A 15,514-nucleotide genomic window follows, 5' to 3' on the forward strand; every position below is an offset into this window, starting at 1 on the left:
GACCAGCAGGTCGCGGCTGACGGAGAACGGCGAGCAGGGGGCGACGGCGATCCGCAGCATCGAGCCGGGCGACGGGCGGCGCCGCGGCCAGCGCGCGGCGGGTCGCGCGCAGCCACGCCGCGGAGGGGAACGCGCTCAGGTCGGGCCGCCCCGGCCGCAGGTCGTGCGCCGGCGGGCGGGTGTCGCCGGGCACCGCGCCGCGGGCCGCCCGCACGGGGCCGGGGTGCTCCGCCACCCGCGTACCGGAGCCGGGGACGGTGATCAGGTGCCCCTCGGCGGTCAGCTGGTCGTAGGCGGCGGTCACGGTGCCGCGCGAGAACCCCAGTTCCGCGGCGAGGGCGCGCGTCGAGGGCAGCGCGGCGCCCGACGCCAGGCGCCCCGTCGCGATGGCGTCGCGCAGGGCGCGCTCCAGCCCCGCCCGGCGGCCCCGGGACGTGTCGACGTCCAGATGGAGATCGACGGAACTGGACCAATGTTCCGGCACGGAACTGGATCTTAATCCTGGTCCGGTCGCCGCCTAGGTTCGCGGTCATGATTGTTCTCGCGCAGCTCAGCGACACGCATCTGGACGGCGGCGACGCCAGGGCCGGCCGCGCGGCCCGCGTCATGGACCGCCTGAACGCGCTGCCGGTCGACGCCGTCCTCGTCACCGGTGACATCGCCGACCACGGCGAGCCCGCCGAGTACGAGCAGGCCCGCAGGGTCCTGGCGTCGCGGCACGAGGTGCTGACGTGCCCCGGCAACCACGACGTCCGCGGCCCCTACCGGCAGGTGCTGCTGGACGAGCCGCCCGGCGACGGCCCGGTCAACCGCGTCCACGAGGTCGCGGGCGCGCTGTTCGCGATGTGCGACTCCACCGTGCCCGGCGAGGACCACGGGTTCCTGGACGACGACACGCTCACGTGGCTGGACGAGCGGCTGGCCGCCGCACCCCGTCTGCCCGCGTTCGTCTGCTTCCACCATCCGCCCGTGACGCTGGGCGTCCCGTACGTGGACGAGATCCGGCAGTTCGGCGGGGAGCGCCTGGCCGCGGTGATCCGGAGGCATCCGCAGGTCGTGGCCGTCCTGTGCGGACACGCCCATACGGCGGCGGCCACGGCGTTCGCCGGGCGCCCCCTCCTCGTGGCCCCCGGAGCCGTCTCCACGCTGCGGCTGCCGTTCGAGAGCGGCGGCATCGCCGACTACGACGCGCCGCCGGGCCTGGCGTTCTACGTCCTGGACGACGACGGCCGCCTGACCACCCACTACCGGACGGCCTAGAAGGGCACGAAGATCGCCGGGAGGGCGGCAGAGTGGACGGAGATCCACCGAGCCGAACAGGATGGACCATGAAACACCTCGGCATACTCGCCCACAGCGCGGAAGGCGCCGCGCTCTGCTTCCGGACCTTCTGCCAGGAGGGCTTCCGCGAGCTCGGCCCCGACGACCATCCGGACGTGACCCTCGACCTCATCGCGATGGCCCGCAGCATGCCCGCCTGGGAGTCCGGCGACCACGACGCGGTCCGGGCGGTCCTGGCCGAGAGCGTCCGGCGGCTCGCGGCCGCGGGCGCGGACTTCTTCGCCTGCCCGGACAACACCGCGCACCTGGCGCTCGAACGCCCCGGCGGCGACCTGCCGCTGCCGGGCCTGCACATCGCCGAGGTCGTCGCCGAGCAGGCCGCGGCCGACGGCCGGACACGCGTCGGCGTCCTCGGCACCCGCTTCACGATGGACGGCCCGGTCTACCCGCGCGAGCTGGCCGCCCGCGGCATCGCCGCCGAGGTCCCGGACGCCCCCGACCGCCAGACCGTCGACCGGATCATCTTCGAGGAGCTGGTGAACGGCGTCTTCACCGAGGAGTCGCGCCGCGCGTACGCGGAGGTCATCGAGCGGCTCGCCGAGCGCGGCTGCGACGCCGTCGCGCTGGTGTGCACCGAGATCCCGCTGCTGGTGACGCCCGGCGTCTCGCCGCTGCCGACGCTCGACTCGACCCGGCTGCTCGCCCGCGCCGCGTTCGAGGTCGCGGTGGGCCGCCGCCCGCTGCCCGACTGGCGCGGCGGACATTTCCAGCGGCATCGAGACGAGGCGCCGCTAGCCTGATCAGAGCCCGTTTTGTCCATGACCAGGGGGAATCCTCCGGGGACGGGCCGGGGCGACCGAGAGGGGGGCGCGATGGACTTCCGGGAGCTGCACCACGGCGACCGCCCGCTGGTGCTGCCGAACGCGTGGGACTTCGCGAGCGGTGCGGCGCTGGTCCAGGCGGGGTTCCCCGCGATCGGGACGACGAGCCTCGGCGTCGCGGCGGCGGCCGGGAAGACCGACGCGACCGGCGACACGCGGGAGGAGACCATAGCGCTCGCCCGCACGCTGGCGCGGCTGCCCGTGCCGGTCACCGTCGACATCGAGGGCGGGTTCTCCGACCGGGCCGCGGACGTCGCCGGCCTCGCCGCCGAGCTGGCCTCGTTCGGGATCGCCGGGATCAACCTGGAGGACGGTCGCCCGGACGGGACGCTCGCGCCCCTCGGCCACCAGACGAGCGTGCTCGCCGCCGTGAAGCGGGCCGCGCCGGGGCTGTTCCTCAACGCCCGCACCGACACGTTCTGGCTCGGCGACCCCGACCGGGACGAGACGCTGCGCCGGGTCCGCGCCTACGCGGAGGCCGGCGCGGACGGCGTGTTCGTCCCGGGCATCGTGGACGACGCCGACATCCGGGCAGTGCTGGAGGCGGCGGGCGTGCCGCTGAACGTCCTGTACCTGCCGGGCAGGACGGAGTACCCGCGGCTCGCGCGGCTGGGCGTGCACCGGGTGAGCACCGGGTCGCTGCCGTTCCGCAGGGCGCTGCACGCCGCCGTCACCGCGGCCCTCGCCGTCACCGGCGAGGGCGGCGACCGCCCCGCGCTCGGCTACGGGGACGTGCAGCGGCTCGTCAGTGGCCGGTGATCCGGTCGGCGAGCCGCGCCAGGGCGGACGTGCCCGGCGACCCCGACGCCGACTCGCGCGCGTCGGCGGCCCGGTAGAGCGCGTACATCGCGTGGACGCCGAGCCAGCGCAGCGGCTCGGGCTCCCAGCGGCGGACGCGCCGGTCCACCCACGGCAGCGCGGTCAGCGCGGTGTCCTCGCGCAGGACGAGGTCGCGGAGGGTCCGGCCGGCGAGGTTGGCGGCGGCGACGCCGTGCCCGGTGTAGCCGCCCGCGTGGCCGAGCCCCGTCCCGTGGTCGAGGACGACTGTCGCGCACCAGTCGCGCGGCACCCCGAGCACCCCCGACCAGGCGTGGTCGACGCGCCCTTCGTCGGCGACGGCGGGGAACATCCCGGTCAGCATCGCCCAGAGGGCGTCGACCGTGCCCTGGTCGGTGCGGCCGCCGGCGTCGACGCGGGAGCCGTAGCGGTAGGGGCGGCCCCGCCCGCCGAACGCGATGCGGTCGTCGGCGGTGCGCTGCGCGTACATGTAGTAGTGCGCCATGTCGCCGAGGAGCTCGCGGCGCTCCCAGCCGATCGCCTTCCAGGTGACCGCGGGCAGCGGCGTGGTGACGATCATGGAGCTGTTCATCGGGAGCCAGTCGCGGCGGTGGCCGGGCAGCCCGGCGGTGAAGCCCTCGGTGGCGCGCAGCACGTAGCGGGCGGTGACGGTGCCGTACGGGGTGACGGCGGAGGCCGCGCCGCCGCGCCGCGGGTTGATCCGCACGACCGGCGTCCCCTCGAAGATCTCGACGCCGAGCTTCCGGACCGCCGCCGCGAGGCCGCGGGCGAGGGCGGCGGGCTGCACGCGGGCGCAGTGCGGGCTCCACGCCGCGCCGGTCGCGCCCTCGACGCGGAGCCGGTCGTCGCGTTCGGCGGCGGGCAGGGGGACGAGGTCGTCGTCCGTCCAGCCCCACCGGCGGGCCTCGTCGACCATCGCGGCGAGCCGGGCGCGCTGCGCGGCGTTGCGGGCGACGTGCAGCACCCCGCCCTTCACCAGGCCGGCGTCGATGCCCTCAGCGGCGGCGACCCGGACGACCTCGTCCACCGCGCCGAACATGGCGCGCTGCAGCGCGATCGCGGCGGCGCGGCCGTGCCGGGCGGCGTAGCGCTCCCGCGACCCGGCGATCTCCCCGAGGACCCAGCCGCCGTTGCGGCCGGACGCGCCGAACCCGGCGAACTCGCGTTCCAGCACGACGATCCGCAGGTCGGGGCGGGCGCGCTTGAGGTAGTAGGCGGTCCAGAGGCCGGTGTACCCGGCGCCGACGACGCAGACGTCCGCCGTGCGCGGCCCGGGCAGCCGGGGGCCGGGCTCGGGGAGTCCGGCGGACCGGTACCAGAACGAGACGCCGCCGTTGCCGAAGCCGGCCGCGAGAGGCGCGCGGCCAGAGGAGGAGCTCATGCGCTAATCCTGCTGTATTCCGCAGCGAAATCAACAGGTGGCAACGGATTCTATGGGACTGCATCCACAATTCGACGGGATCCGATCCAGCGGGACCGCTCCGCGGCATAGTAGGCGGCGCCGTCGGGACCGGACGGGCCGTCCCGCCACCGCCGCATCCCGAGCTGCAGCGCGATCTCCGCCGACGCGGCGTTGGCCGTGTCGATCTCGGCGGTGATGCGGTGCACGCCCACCACCCCGAACGCGTAGTCGAGCACCGCGCGGGACGCCTCGGCCGCGAGGCCCCGCCCCCAGTGCTCCGGTTCGAGGCTGTAGAGGATCTCGACGTCCACGCCGTGCCCGAGGGGCCCCTCGTGGTGGCTGAGCCCCGCGACGCCGATCAGCGGGTCGCCGGACGCGGCGCCCAGCGCGTCGATCCCGGCGGACCAGCGGGCGGGGCGCAGCGCCCACAGCCCGTAGCCCTCGGTCGCGAAGTCCCGCTCGCTCGCCTCGATGATCTCGCTGACCTGGACGGGCGTGACCACCCGGTCGTCGAACAGGTGGCGGCGGACCAGCGGCCCCGTCCAGTGCGCCAGCAGCGCGCCGTGGTCGCGCATCGACACCGGGTGCAGCGCGAGCCGCACGGTGCGCAGCACCTCACTCATCGGCGTCCTCCGGCCACTCGGGCGCCTCCTCCCCGTCCGGGAGGCCGACCCGGAACACGCGCAGCTGCAGCGCGAGCGCCTGGTAGTAGCCGACGAGCGTGACCAGTTCGACGACGGCGGCGCGGCCGAGCGTCGCGACCGCCTCGGTGTACACGGCGTCGGAGAGGTCGCCCTCGGCGGCGAGCTGCCGGGCCGCCTCGTACACGACGCGCTCGCGGACGTCCCCGAGCATCGGGGCGCGACCGGCCCGCAGGGCGTCGGTCTCCGCCTCGGTGAGCCCGTGCCGGCGCCCGATCCGCTCGTGCGCGTACCACTCGTAGTCGGAGCGGGCGTGCGCGGCGACGACGAGCGTGGCGATCTCCCGCTCGCGTTTGGTGAACGCCGTCCGGAAGCGCAGCGCGGCCCCGAGGTCCTGCAGCGGCAGGCCCACGGACGGGCTGTAGAGCATGGCGTTGAAGGGGCCGTGCAGCCGGCCGATGTCGTCGGCGAGGCCTACGGGCGGGGTGCGGCCCTCGGCGCGGGGGCCGCCGGTCACCGCCTCGTACACGGCGCGCTGCTCGTCGCTGAGGGACTCGGGGAGCAGCAGCGGCAGCCGGGTCGGGGACGGGCCGCGGCGCGGTCGATCGTTGACGTGCTCACCGCTCACGGGGTCGATCACTTACCGCACGCTAGGCGCTCGGCGCGGGCGGCTCAACCCCCGGTCCGGAATGTGAAACCCCTGGCACACGGTGACGTGGCGGCGGCGTGACACCGCGCCCGCTGGCAGGATGGCCGGGTGAGCGGCATCTACGACGACCCGTGGGCGTACGAGCTGGCGTGCTCGTTCCGCGACGTGCCGGCCGAGGTGGACGTGCTCCTCGGCTGGTGCGCCGAGCTGGGCGCGGAGCCGGCGTCGGTGCTGGAGCTGGCCGCCGGCCCGGCCGAGCACGCCCGGGAGTTCGCCCGGCGCGGCCTGGCCGCGACAGCGCTCGACCTGAACCCGGAGATGTGCGCCTACGCCGCCCGCGAGGCCGCACGAGCCGGGGTCGAGGTGGAGGTCGTCCGGGACGACATGACCCGCTTCGACCTGGGCCGCCGGTTCGACCTCGTCGTGACCATGCTCGACTCGACGTCCCACCTGATGACGCTGGACGCGTTCGTCGCGCACCTGCGCCGCGTCGCCGCGCACCTGTCCCCCGGCGGCCTCTACATCGTGGAGATGTCGCACCCCCGGGACCGGCTGGGCGACGAGCCGAGCGTCAGCACCGGCTGGACGGTCCGGCGCGACGGCGTGCGGGCCGACGTGCGGTGGGGCGAGCCGTCCGACAGGCTCGACCCGGTCACCCAGGTCGCCGACGACCACGTGACGATGACGATCACGGACGGCGGCGGCACGCGGGTGATCCGCGACGTCGTCCCCTACCGCTTCTGGACGGCGACCGAGCTGGACGCCGCGGTCCGCCTCGCCGGCGGCCTCGGCGCGGTCGCCCGGTACGGCGACTTCGGGACCGGTGAGGACGCGGTGGCCCTCACCGACCCCGCCGCCTGGCGGATGATCACGATTCTGCGGGGCGTCTAGGGCGCCGGCGCCCAGCCCGGCATGGGGTAGGCCGCGAGCAGCTCGCGGACCTGCCCGGCGACGCGCTCGACGACCGCCTCGTCCTGCTTGGCGGCGGCCTGCACGACCTCGTCGATCCAGGCCGCGACCTGCGGCATCTGCTCCTCGCCGAGACCGCGGGTGGTGATCGCGGCGGTGCCGAGCCGCAGCCCGGACGGGTCGAACGGCTTGCGCGGGTCGAACGGGACGGCGTTGTAGTTCAGCTCGATCCCGGCGCGGTCGAGGGCCTGCGCCGCCGGCTTGCCCGCGACGCCCTTGTTCGTCAGGTCGATCAGGATGAGGTGGTTGTCGGTGCCGCCGGAGATCAGGTCGTAGCCGCGGTCGGTCAGCGCGGCGGCCAGCACCTTCGCGTTCGCGACGATCTGCCGGGCGTACCGGGTGAAGTCCGGCCGGGCCGCCTCCTTCAGCGCGACGGCGATCGCGGCGGTGGTGTGGTCGTGCGGGCCGCCCTGCAGCCCGGGGAAGACCGCCTTGTCGATCGCCTTCGCGTGCTCGGCCGTCGACAGGATCATGGCGCCGCGCGGGCCGCGCAGCGTCTTGTGCGTGGTGGTGGTGACCACATCGGCGTGCCCGATCGGGGACGGGTGCGCGCCGCCCGCGATCAGCCCGGCGATGTGGGCGATGTCGGCGGCGAGCACCGCGCCGGCCTCGCGGGCGATCTCCGCGAACGCCGGGAAGTCGATCGTCCGCGGGATGGCGGTGCCGCCGCACCAGATCAGCTTCGGCCGCTCCTTGAGCGCCAGGTCTCGGACCTGGTCCATGTCGACCCGCCCGGTGTCGGCGCGCACGTCGTACCGGACGGGACGGAACCACTTGCCGGTGGCGGAGACGGACCAGCCGTGCGTCAGGTGCCCGCCCATCGGCAGGGACAGGCCCATCACCGGGTCGCCGGGCTCCAGGAACGCCATGTACACGGCGAGGTTCGCGGGCGACCCCGAGTACGGCTGGACGTTGGCGTGCTCGGCGCCGAACACCTCCTTCGCCCGCTGGATCGCCAGCAGCTCGATCGGGTCGACGTTCTGCTGGCCCTCGTAGTACCGCTTGCCGGCGTAGCCCTCGGAGTACTTGTTCGTCAGGACCGAGCCGGTGGCCTCCAGCACCGCCGGCGACACGTAGTTCTCGGACGCGATCAGCCGGAGCTTCTCGTACTGGCGGCGGGCCTCGGCCTCGACCAGCCCGGCGATCTCGGGGTCCTGGTCCTGCAGATGGGGGACGGGCGGTTCGTGCATGGTGAGCCTCCGCGCTGCTCGCGCCGGGGTTTCGGGCGCCCCGGCGAAGGGGACCCGTACGCCCAGGCGCGCGGCGTGCGGACTAGTTTCGCTCCCCGGTGGTCGTCTCCACCTTCACTGCGCCAGTCACGTGCACGCCATCATACCGGGGCGGCCGCGGCCGCGCCGGGACGGAGACGACGAACAGCCCGCCGAGCAGGAGCAGCGACCCGGCCGCGACCGGCGCCGACATGCGCTCGCCGAGGACGGCGATGGCGAGCCCCGCCGCGACCAGCGGCTCGGCGAGGCTGAGCGTCCCGGCCGTCGCGGCGGAGACGCGCCCCAGCCCGGTGACGAAGAACATGTACGCGGCCGCCGTCGCCGCGATCCCGAGCCAGGCGACGAGGCCCGCCGAACGCGGCTCCGCGAGCGCCGGAAGCTCGGCCACCGTCCAGGGCAGCAGGGCCGCTCCCCCGGCGAGCAGCGTGACCGACACCGCGGCGGCCATCCCCGCGTCCCGCCCGGTGAGGACCTTGGCGGACACCGTATAGACGCCGAAGCACGTCCCGCCCACGAGGCTCAGCACGATCCCCGCCGGGTCGACGTGGACGGCCGTCCCCGGCACCATCAGCAACGCGACGCCCCCGATCGCGCACGCCGTCCCGGCCCACCACCTGCCGCTGAGCCGCGCCCGCAGGACGAGCCGCTCGCACAGCCCGGTCGAGACGGGCGCCAGCCCGAACACCACGGCGGTCGCGACCGCGGCGCCGGTGCGGTCGACCGCGCTGAAGAACGCGGCCTGGAAGGTCCCGGTGGCGGCGGAGGCCGCCAGGACCGGAACCCACGTCCGCCGCCCCAGCGTGAGGAACGCGCGCCGGTTCGCGCCGAGCACCAGCACGGCCAGGATCAGCCCGCCGGAGAAGATCCGCGCGCCGCCGACGGCGACCGGGCTCGCCGCCGGCCCCGCCAGCACCTGCGCCGGCCCGACCGTCCCCCAGAGCACCCCGGCCGCGAGCACGAGCAGCGACCCGGACAGATTGCTTCGTCGATCCATACGACCGAAGCTAGAAGGATATGCGGCAGCCAGTTCTCAGTACCGAACTTCATTCGCCCTAGCAGCCCACATCCGCCGTTCATTCGCCACGAAACCCCACCGAACAGCGCCGCCCACACGACGTTCGGCGCTACCGCGTCTCGCTCGTGGGAAGTTCGGACTGCTCCACGGGCTGGACGTAGTCGTAGACGACGGTCGTCCGCACGTCCACGAACTCCTTGCGCCGCGCGAGCCGATCGAGCACGAAGTCGCGCAGGTACGCGGTACTCGGCACGGCCACGTGCACGAGCAGATCCTCGTTGCCCGTGACGACGAAGACGCCGACGGCCTCGGGCATCGCCGCCATGCCGTCCCGCGCCGACTCGATCGCCTCCCGCGACTGCGGCCGGATCCTGATCGAGATCAGCGCCTGCACGCCCCGCCCGAGGCGCTCGAAGTCCACCGCCGCGTGGAATCCGGTGATGACGCCGCGCGCCCGCAGCGCCCGCGTCCGCTCCAGGGCGGTGGACGGCGCGATCCCCACCGCCTCCGCCAGTTCGCGGTTGGTCTGCCGCCCGTCCCGCTGCAGCCGCCGCAGGATCGCCTGATCGACCGCGTCCACCGCCGCTCCTCCCGAATCGACCGCCAGAAGCCGAACTCCCGCGCGTGAACCACGCCCGGAAGCCCCACATCCCGAAGATTATTCGACCCCGCCACGGCGCAGGCGATTTCGCCGATGCCGCCGGCGCCGTCCCACCCCGACAATTGGCGGCTCACAGCTTCGGGAGAGGTCGATCGTGAGCGGAACTCATCGCGGGGGGCGGCGCAGGCGCCGGATGCGCGGAGCGTCGGCCGTTTCGGGCATCGCGCTGGCCGCGGTGCTGGGGACGTCGGTGTACGCCCTCTCCGAGGCCGAGGAATGCCCGGCGGCCGCCCCCGTCGTCGACGTGGCCGCCGCGCCGGAGATCACGGAGGCGGTCTCGGCGGTGGCCGCGGCGTTCAACCGCGAGACCCGATGCATGCGGGTCGCCGTGCGCTCGGCGGGCCCGGCCGGGGTGACGGCGCTGCTCGCGGGGCAGATCCCGCCCGGCGCCGGCGTCCGCAAGCCCGACCTGTGGATACCCGACGCGTCGCTGTGGCTCCGCATGCTCGATGATCCACCCGCGGCGAGCTCGTTGGCGAGGTCTCCGCTGGTGGCGGCCTTGCCGCGGGCACAGGCCGGCCGGGTGAACGAGTCCTGGGAAGACATCCTGAACTCGGCCGTCCCGGGTTCCGCGGACTCCCGGACCTTCGACCTCAAGATCGCCGACCCGTCCCGCACCGGCGCGGGCATGACGTCGCTGCTGATCGTCCACGGACGGAACAGGAGCACGTCCGCGTTCGCGGCCTTCGCCCGCGACGTCCGCCAGGGCATCGCCCAGGACGCGCGAGCGGAGTTCGCCGCGTTCACCGACCGCACGTCCCGCCGCGTCCCCATCCTCCTGACCTCGGAACAGGCCGTGTGGGCGCACAACCGCGCGAAGCCGTCCGACCCCGCGGAGGCGGTCTATCCCCGCGACGGCACCCTCTTCCTCGACTATCCGGTGATGCCGGTCAACGACACGCCGCCGGTCCGGCGGTTCGAGCAGGCGCTGCGCACCGATGAGGCCCGCAGGGTGTTCCAGAAGCACGGTTTCCGCGACCCGGACGGCGACCCGCCGCCTTCCTTCGCCGACGCCGACGGCGTGGACGCCTGGCTGCCGCCCGAACTTCCCGTCCCGGAGCCGCGCGAGGTCAGGCAGGTCGCACAGGCATGGGCACGCCTGGCGCTCGGCTCCCGCATGCTGTCACTGATCGACGTGTCCGGCTCGATGGCCCGGCCCGTGCCCGGCACGAAGCTGACCCGGCTGCAGGCGATCGCCCAGGCGTCCCAGCAGGGCCTCGCCCTCCAGCCGGACGACACCGAACTCGGCCAGTGGATCTTCTCCACGGAGATGGCCGGCGACCGCGACTGGCGGGTCACCGTGCCGATGGGCCCTCTCGGCAGCCGCATAGGCTCGACGACCCGCCGCCAGCGCATCCTGAGCACCCTCACGTCCCTGCGCCCGAAACCGGACGGCGACACGGCCCTCTACGACACCCTCCTGGCCGCCGTCCGCTACATGCGCCGCACCTACAAGCCGGAGATGGTCAACACGGTCCTGGTCTTCACCGACGGCCGCAACGAGGACCCTGACGGCCCCACCCTCCAGACGACCTTGACGGCCCTGCGCAAGGACCGAGACCCGGCCCGTCCCGTACAGATCATCGTCATAGGCTTCGGCCCGGACGTGGACACCACGGAACTACGCAAGATCGCCAACGCGACGGGCGGCAGCGTCTACACCGCGCACGCCCCGCAAGACATCCTGCGAATCTTCGGCCAGGCCACAGCCCGCCGCCTATGCGCCCCCACCTGCTAAGAGAACGGCCCCCCGGACCAACACAGACGCCTCTTGGACGAGCACGATTCATACCCTCTTGGACCAGACCCGCGCCGTGGCCACCGACCGAAGCGACGGCCACGGGCAGGCACGCGGAGGGCGCTCTGCGCCCGGAGCGGGCATGCCCGGCGACGCAGGCGACCGCAGCGACGCCACACACGCCCGCACAGGCACGACAGACCGCAACAGCGGCGCGAGGATCGCCTGCGTCGCTAACGGGGGTTCCAGGGGGTCGCCCCCCTGGGGATTACCTTGCAGCCTCCATCGCCTGCTTCACCGCGGCGCGCTTCTCGCGGAGCTTGGCGAGGGCCTCTTCGAGGATGGCTTCGCCGTCCTCGTCGCTGCGGCGCTCCTTCACGTAGGCGAGGTGCGTCTTGTAGGGCTCGGTCTTCGGGGGCGCCGGGGGGTTGTCGGCGTCCTGGCCGGCCGGGAACCCGCAGCGCGGGCAGTCCCACGTCTCGGGGACGGCGACGTCCGTTGCGAAGCTGGGGCGGGTCTCGTGCCGGTTGGCGCAGTAGAAGGTCACCCAGACGCGGGGGGCGGCGTCACCGCGCTCCGCCTCTCCCATCGGACCGGCCCCGACACGGCTGCCCCGAATCGCGTTGCCACTACCCACGGAATACTCCTCGCTCGGTGTTCCGCCGCCGTCCGTGACCTCCTGGGACGGCGCGGTGATCGCATGTGCCTGACGGGTGGCTCAGCTGACGCCCTTGTGCTTGAACAGCAGTCCGAGCACGATGATCGAGGCGAACCAGATCACCCCGACCCCGACGGTCAGCCGGTCGAGGTTCCGCTCGACCACGGACGATCCGCCCAGGGACGACGACACACCGCCGCCGAACATGTCCGACAGTCCGCCGCCCTTGCCCTTGTGCATGAGGACGAGGACCACCATCAGCAGGCTCGTGATGATGAGCACGATGGACGTTGCGATGATCACGATTCTTCAGCGCCTTGTCTGTAGGTCGGGTCGGAGGGTCGGCCGGGCGGGTTTACCCGTCAGCTACGAAGGGTACGACGAACTACTCGCTGGTTCGGCAAGAACCCCCAGTTCACACAGAATTGATCAGTTTTGATCAGACGGGGAGATCCCGGTACCGGCAGATCTTGACGAACTCTCCCGGGTCCAGGCTGGCGCCGCCGATGAGCGCGCCGTCCACGTCCTCCTGTGCCATGAGCTTGGCGACGTTGCCGCTCTTGACCGAACCGCCGTACAGGATACGCACTTCGTCGGCCAGTCCGCCGTCGTACAGCTCGGCGAGCCGCGTGCGGATGGCGGCGCAGACCTCCTGCGCGTCCTCCGGGGTGGCGACCTCGCCGGTGCCGATGGCCCAGACGGGCTCGTAGGCGATCACGGTGCGCCGCACCTGGTCGGCGGGGATCTTCTCCAGGCCGCCGTCGAGCTGGGTGAGGCAGTGCCGGACGTGCCCGCCGGCCTTGCGGACCTCCAGGCCCTCGCCGATGCACAGGATCGGGGTGATGTCGGCGGCGAGCGCGGCCTTGGCCTTGGCGTTGACGATCGCGTCGTCCTCGGCGTGGTACTGGCGGCGCTCGGAGTGCCCGACGATGGCGTAGTCGCAGCCGAGCTTGGCGAGCATCGACGCCGAGACCTCGCCCGTGTAGGCGCCGGAGGAGTGCTGGGAGACGTCCTGCGCGCCGTACTGGATGGCCAGCTTGTCGGCGTCGACGAGCGTCTGCACGGAGCGGATCGCGGTGAACGGCGGCATCACGGCGATGTCCACGGCGTCGAAGTCGGGCTCCTTGAGCGCGAACGCCATCTTCTGGACGAGCGCGATCGCCTCGAGGTGGTTGTTGTTCATCTTCCAGTTGCCGGCCATGAGCGGCTTGCGGGAAGCGGGGGCGGGGGCCATCGGTCAGTCCTCCAGGGCCTGCAGGCCGGGCAGCGTCTTGCCTTCGAGGTATTCGAGGCTGGCGCCGCCGCCGGTCGAGATGTGGGAGAAGGCGGCCTCGTCGAAGCCGAGTTGCCGGACGGCTGCGGCGGAGTCGCCGCCGCCGACCACGGTGAACGCGCCGGAGTCGATGAGGCCCTGCGCGACGGCGCGGGTGCCGTGCGAGTACGGCTCCATCTCGAACACGCCCATGGGGCCGTTCCAGAACACCGTGCGGGCGTCGGCGAGGCGCGAGGCGAACAGCTTGCCGGACTCGGGGCCGATGTCGAGGCCGAGCCGGTCGGCCGGGATCGCGTCGGCGGCGACGACGCCGTGGTCGGCGTCGGCCGCGAACGCGGTGGCCGCGACGATGTCGACGGGAAGGACGAACTCGACCCCCGCCTCCTCGGCGCGGCGCAGGTAGCCGCGGACGGTGTCGAGCTGGTCCTCTTCGAGGAGGCTCTTGCCGACCTCGTGGCCCTGGGCCTTGAGGAAGGTGAAGACCATGCCGCCGCCGATCAGGATGCGGTCGGCCTTGCCGAGCAGGTTGTCGATCACGCCGAGCTTGTCGGACACCTTCGAGCCGCCGAGCGCGACCGCGTAGGGGCGTTCGACGTCCTCGGTGAGCTTCTTCAGCACCGCGACCTCGGCGGCGATCAGCCCGCCGGCGGCGTGCGGGAGCCGCTGCGGCACGTCGTACACCGACGCGTGCTTGCGGTGCACGGCGCCGAACCCATCGCCGACGTAGACCTCGGCGAGGGCGGCCAGCCTGTCGGCGAGCGCGCCCCGCTCGGCGTCGTCCTTGCTGGTCTCGCCGGGCTCGAAGCGCAGGTTCTCCAGCAGCGCGACGCCGCCGTCCGCGAGGTTCTCGGCGGCGGCGCGGGCGGAGTCGCCGACGACGTCGGACGCGAACGCCACGTCCGCGCCGAGCAGCTCGCCGAGCCGTCCGGCGACCGGGGCCAGCGAGAACTCGGGCTTGACCTGGCCCTTGGGGCGGCCGAGGTGGGCGCAGACGATGACCTTGGCGCCCTTGGCCCGCAGCGCCTGGATCGTGGGGAGGCTGGCCCGGATCCGCCCGTCGTCGGTGATGGCGCCGTCCTGCAGCGGGACGTTGAGGTCGGCGCGGACGAGCACCCGCCGTCCGGCGACGTCGAGATCGTCAATGGTGCGCATCGGGATGCGATGTCCTTCCGTACACGGCCGCGCCGTGACCGCGCGCCTCATGCGCGGCCACGGCGGCATCGGTTCAGGTCAGAGCTGCGACCCGACGAGCTTGACGAGGTCGACGAGGCGGTTGGAGTAGCCCCACTCGTTGTCGTACCAGCCGATGACCTTCACCTGGTTGCCGATGGCGAGGGTCAGCCCGGAGTCGAAGATGCAGGACGACGGGTCGGTGACGATGTCGCTGGAGACGATCGGGTCCTCGGTGTAGCTGAGGTAGCCCTTCAGCGGGCCGCTCTCGGCGGCGGCCTTGAACGCCTCGTTGACCTCCTCGGTGGTGACCTCGCGGGACAGCGTGGCGGTGAGGTCGGTGGCCGAGCCGGTCGGCACCGGCACGCGCAGCGCGTAGCCGGTCAGCTTGCCGTTCAGCTCCGGCAGGACGAGGCCGATGGCCTTGGCGGCGCCGGAGGACGTCGGCACGACGTTCACCGCGGCGGCGCGGGCGCGGCGCAGGTCCTTGTGCGGCGCGTCCTGCAGGTTCTGGTCCTGCGTGTAGGCGTGGACCGTCATCATCAGGCCGTGTTCGATGCCGAAGGCGTCGTTCAGCACCTTCACCAGGGGGGCCAGGCAGTTGGTCGTGCAGGACGCGTTCGAGATCACCGTGTGCGCGGCCGGGTCGTACTTGTCGTCGTTCACGCCGAGCACGAGGGTGACGTCCTCGTTCTTGGCCGGCGCGGAGATGATCACCTTCTTGGCGCCGTTGTCGGCGTGCACCTTGGCCTTGGTGGCGTCGGTGAAGAAGCCGGTGGACTCCACGACGATGTCGGCCCCGACATCGCTCCACTTCAGGTTGGCCGGGTCGCGCTCGGCGAACGCCTTGATCGACTTGCCGCCCACCACGATCTCGTCGGCCGTGGCGCGCACGTCCTCGGGGAAGCGGCCGAGGATGCTGTCGTACTTGAGCAACTGGGCGAGCGTGGCGTTGTCGGTCAGGTCGTTGACCGCCACGATCTCGATGTCGGCCCCGCTCGCCTTCACAGCGCGGTAGAAGTTGCGGCCGATCCTGCCGAAACCGTTGATGCCTACTCGGATGGTCACGGAACGGCTCTCCCTCACGTCGTATCGCCCGGTGCGGAACCGGACTGTCAACTAAGTGGATCCGGGGTTCTCCCCCGCCCT

Annotated in this window: 16 protein-coding genes, 1 pseudogene and 1 riboswitch; of the genes and pseudogenes, 5 read left to right on the forward strand and 12 right to left on the reverse strand. The window is 73.1% G+C overall.

The genetic code is table 11. The features are described 5' to 3' along the window. Nucleotides 1-484 (reverse strand): GntR family transcriptional regulator (locus ABTW95_RS28120; protein WP_500227843.1); only part of this gene is annotated, 484 nt, incomplete at its 3' end. Nucleotides 485-531: 47 nt separating this feature from the next. Between ABTW95_RS28120 and ABTW95_RS28125 the strand changes: the two genes are divergently transcribed. From ABTW95_RS28125 to ABTW95_RS28135, 3 genes are all read left to right on the forward strand, one after another. Further along, nucleotides 532-1,260 (forward strand): phosphodiesterase, encoded by a 729-nt coding sequence (locus ABTW95_RS28125; RefSeq protein ID WP_500227844.1) that lies wholly within the window; start codon nt 532-534, stop codon nt 1,258-1,260. Between the two features lie 68 nt (nt 1,261-1,328). Next, nucleotides 1,329-2,081: an aspartate/glutamate racemase family protein gene (locus ABTW95_RS28130; RefSeq protein ID WP_396452617.1), complete on the forward strand. Its 753-nt coding sequence runs from the start codon at nt 1,329-1,331 to the stop codon at nt 2,079-2,081. A gap of 72 nt (nt 2,082-2,153) precedes the next feature. After that, nucleotides 2,154-2,921, forward strand: a complete 768-nt coding sequence (locus tag ABTW95_RS28135; protein ID WP_500227845.1) for an isocitrate lyase/PEP mutase family protein — start codon at nt 2,154-2,156, stop codon at nt 2,919-2,921. Here ABTW95_RS28135 and ABTW95_RS28140 read toward each other — a convergent pair. From ABTW95_RS28140 to ABTW95_RS28150, 3 genes are read right to left on the reverse strand one after another with little or no spacing between them, the layout of a single operon-like run. Then, on the reverse strand, nt 2,908-4,341 hold the full coding sequence (locus ABTW95_RS28140; protein WP_500227846.1) for an NAD(P)/FAD-dependent oxidoreductase: 1,434 nt from the start codon (nt 4,339-4,341) through the stop codon (nt 2,908-2,910). The genes ABTW95_RS28135 and ABTW95_RS28140 overlap by 14 nt on opposite strands. A 50-nt stretch (nt 4,342-4,391) precedes the next feature. Next, complete coding sequence (locus ABTW95_RS28145; protein ID WP_500227847.1) at nt 4,392-4,985, reverse strand: GNAT family N-acetyltransferase; 594 nt, start codon at nt 4,983-4,985, stop codon at nt 4,392-4,394. Continuing rightward, nucleotides 4,978-5,643, reverse strand: coding sequence for a carboxymuconolactone decarboxylase family protein (locus ABTW95_RS28150; protein WP_500227848.1), 666 nt, complete (start codon nt 5,641-5,643; stop codon nt 4,978-4,980). Before ABTW95_RS28150 ends, ABTW95_RS28145 begins: the two co-directional genes overlap by 8 nt. 117 nt (nt 5,644-5,760) lie before the next feature. On the opposite strand from ABTW95_RS28150, the gene ABTW95_RS28155 reads away from it, so the two are divergent. Further along, nucleotides 5,761-6,543 carry a class I SAM-dependent methyltransferase gene (locus ABTW95_RS28155; protein ID WP_396452608.1) on the forward strand — a complete coding sequence of 261 codons (783 nt, stop codon included), beginning with the start codon at nt 5,761-5,763 and terminating at the stop codon, nt 6,541-6,543. On the opposite strand, the gene glyA is transcribed toward ABTW95_RS28155, so the two are convergent. The 3 genes and pseudogenes from glyA to ABTW95_RS28170 form a co-directional block, all read right to left on the reverse strand. Continuing rightward, nucleotides 6,540-7,811 carry a serine hydroxymethyltransferase gene (gene glyA / locus ABTW95_RS28160; RefSeq protein WP_396452606.1) on the reverse strand — a complete coding sequence of 424 codons (1,272 nt, stop codon included), beginning with the start codon at nt 7,809-7,811 and terminating at the stop codon, nt 6,540-6,542. The two genes, ABTW95_RS28155 and glyA, sit on opposite strands and share 4 nt — an antisense overlap. Nucleotides 7,812-7,864: 53 nt before the next feature. Further along, nucleotides 7,865-7,951: riboswitch (ZMP/ZTP riboswitch) on the reverse strand. Nucleotides 7,952-8,043: 92 nt separating this feature from the next. Beyond that, nucleotides 8,044-8,844 (reverse strand): annotated as a pseudogene (locus tag ABTW95_RS28165) (DMT family transporter); the annotation flags it as partial. Between the two features lie 130 nt (nt 8,845-8,974). Further along, nucleotides 8,975-9,445 (reverse strand): Lrp/AsnC family transcriptional regulator, encoded by a 471-nt coding sequence (locus ABTW95_RS28170; protein ID WP_396452604.1) that lies wholly within the window; start codon nt 9,443-9,445, stop codon nt 8,975-8,977. Between the two features lie 214 nt (nt 9,446-9,659). Here ABTW95_RS28170 and ABTW95_RS28175 point away from each other — a divergent pair, with 214 nt between their 5' ends. Then, nucleotides 9,660-11,264 carry a substrate-binding and VWA domain-containing protein gene (locus tag ABTW95_RS28175; protein WP_500227849.1) on the forward strand — a complete coding sequence of 535 codons (1,605 nt, stop codon included), beginning with the start codon at nt 9,660-9,662 and terminating at the stop codon, nt 11,262-11,264. Nucleotides 11,265-11,532: 268 nt separating this feature from the next. On the opposite strand, the gene ABTW95_RS28180 is transcribed toward ABTW95_RS28175, so the two are convergent. From ABTW95_RS28180 to gap, 5 genes are all read right to left on the reverse strand, one after another. After that, complete coding sequence (locus ABTW95_RS28180) at nt 11,533-11,901, reverse strand: RNA polymerase-binding protein RbpA (protein ID WP_500227850.1); 369 nt, start codon at nt 11,899-11,901, stop codon at nt 11,533-11,535. A gap of 81 nt (nt 11,902-11,982) precedes the next feature. After that, the gene (gene secG / locus ABTW95_RS28185; protein WP_396452861.1) at nt 11,983-12,225 is read right to left on the reverse strand and encodes a preprotein translocase subunit SecG; all 243 of its coding nucleotides are present in this window, start codon (nt 12,223-12,225) and stop codon (nt 11,983-11,985) included. Nucleotides 12,226-12,361: 136 nt separating this feature from the next. Continuing rightward, nucleotides 12,362-13,156, reverse strand: coding sequence for a triose-phosphate isomerase (gene tpiA / locus ABTW95_RS28190; protein WP_396455086.1), 795 nt, complete (start codon nt 13,154-13,156; stop codon nt 12,362-12,364). Between the two features lie 3 nt (nt 13,157-13,159). Continuing rightward, nucleotides 13,160-14,347 (reverse strand): phosphoglycerate kinase, encoded by a 1,188-nt coding sequence (locus ABTW95_RS28195; RefSeq protein ID WP_500227851.1) that lies wholly within the window; start codon nt 14,345-14,347, stop codon nt 13,160-13,162. A 78-nt stretch (nt 14,348-14,425) separates the two neighbouring features. Next, nucleotides 14,426-15,433, reverse strand: a complete 1,008-nt coding sequence (gap, locus tag ABTW95_RS28200) for a type I glyceraldehyde-3-phosphate dehydrogenase (RefSeq protein WP_396452856.1) — start codon at nt 15,431-15,433, stop codon at nt 14,426-14,428. Nucleotides 15,434-15,514 lie beyond the last annotated feature (81 nt).

The organism is Spirillospora sp. NPDC127506 (assembly GCF_040302145.1).
Classification (GTDB): domain Bacteria; phylum Actinomycetota; class Actinomycetes; order Streptosporangiales; family Streptosporangiaceae; genus Spirillospora.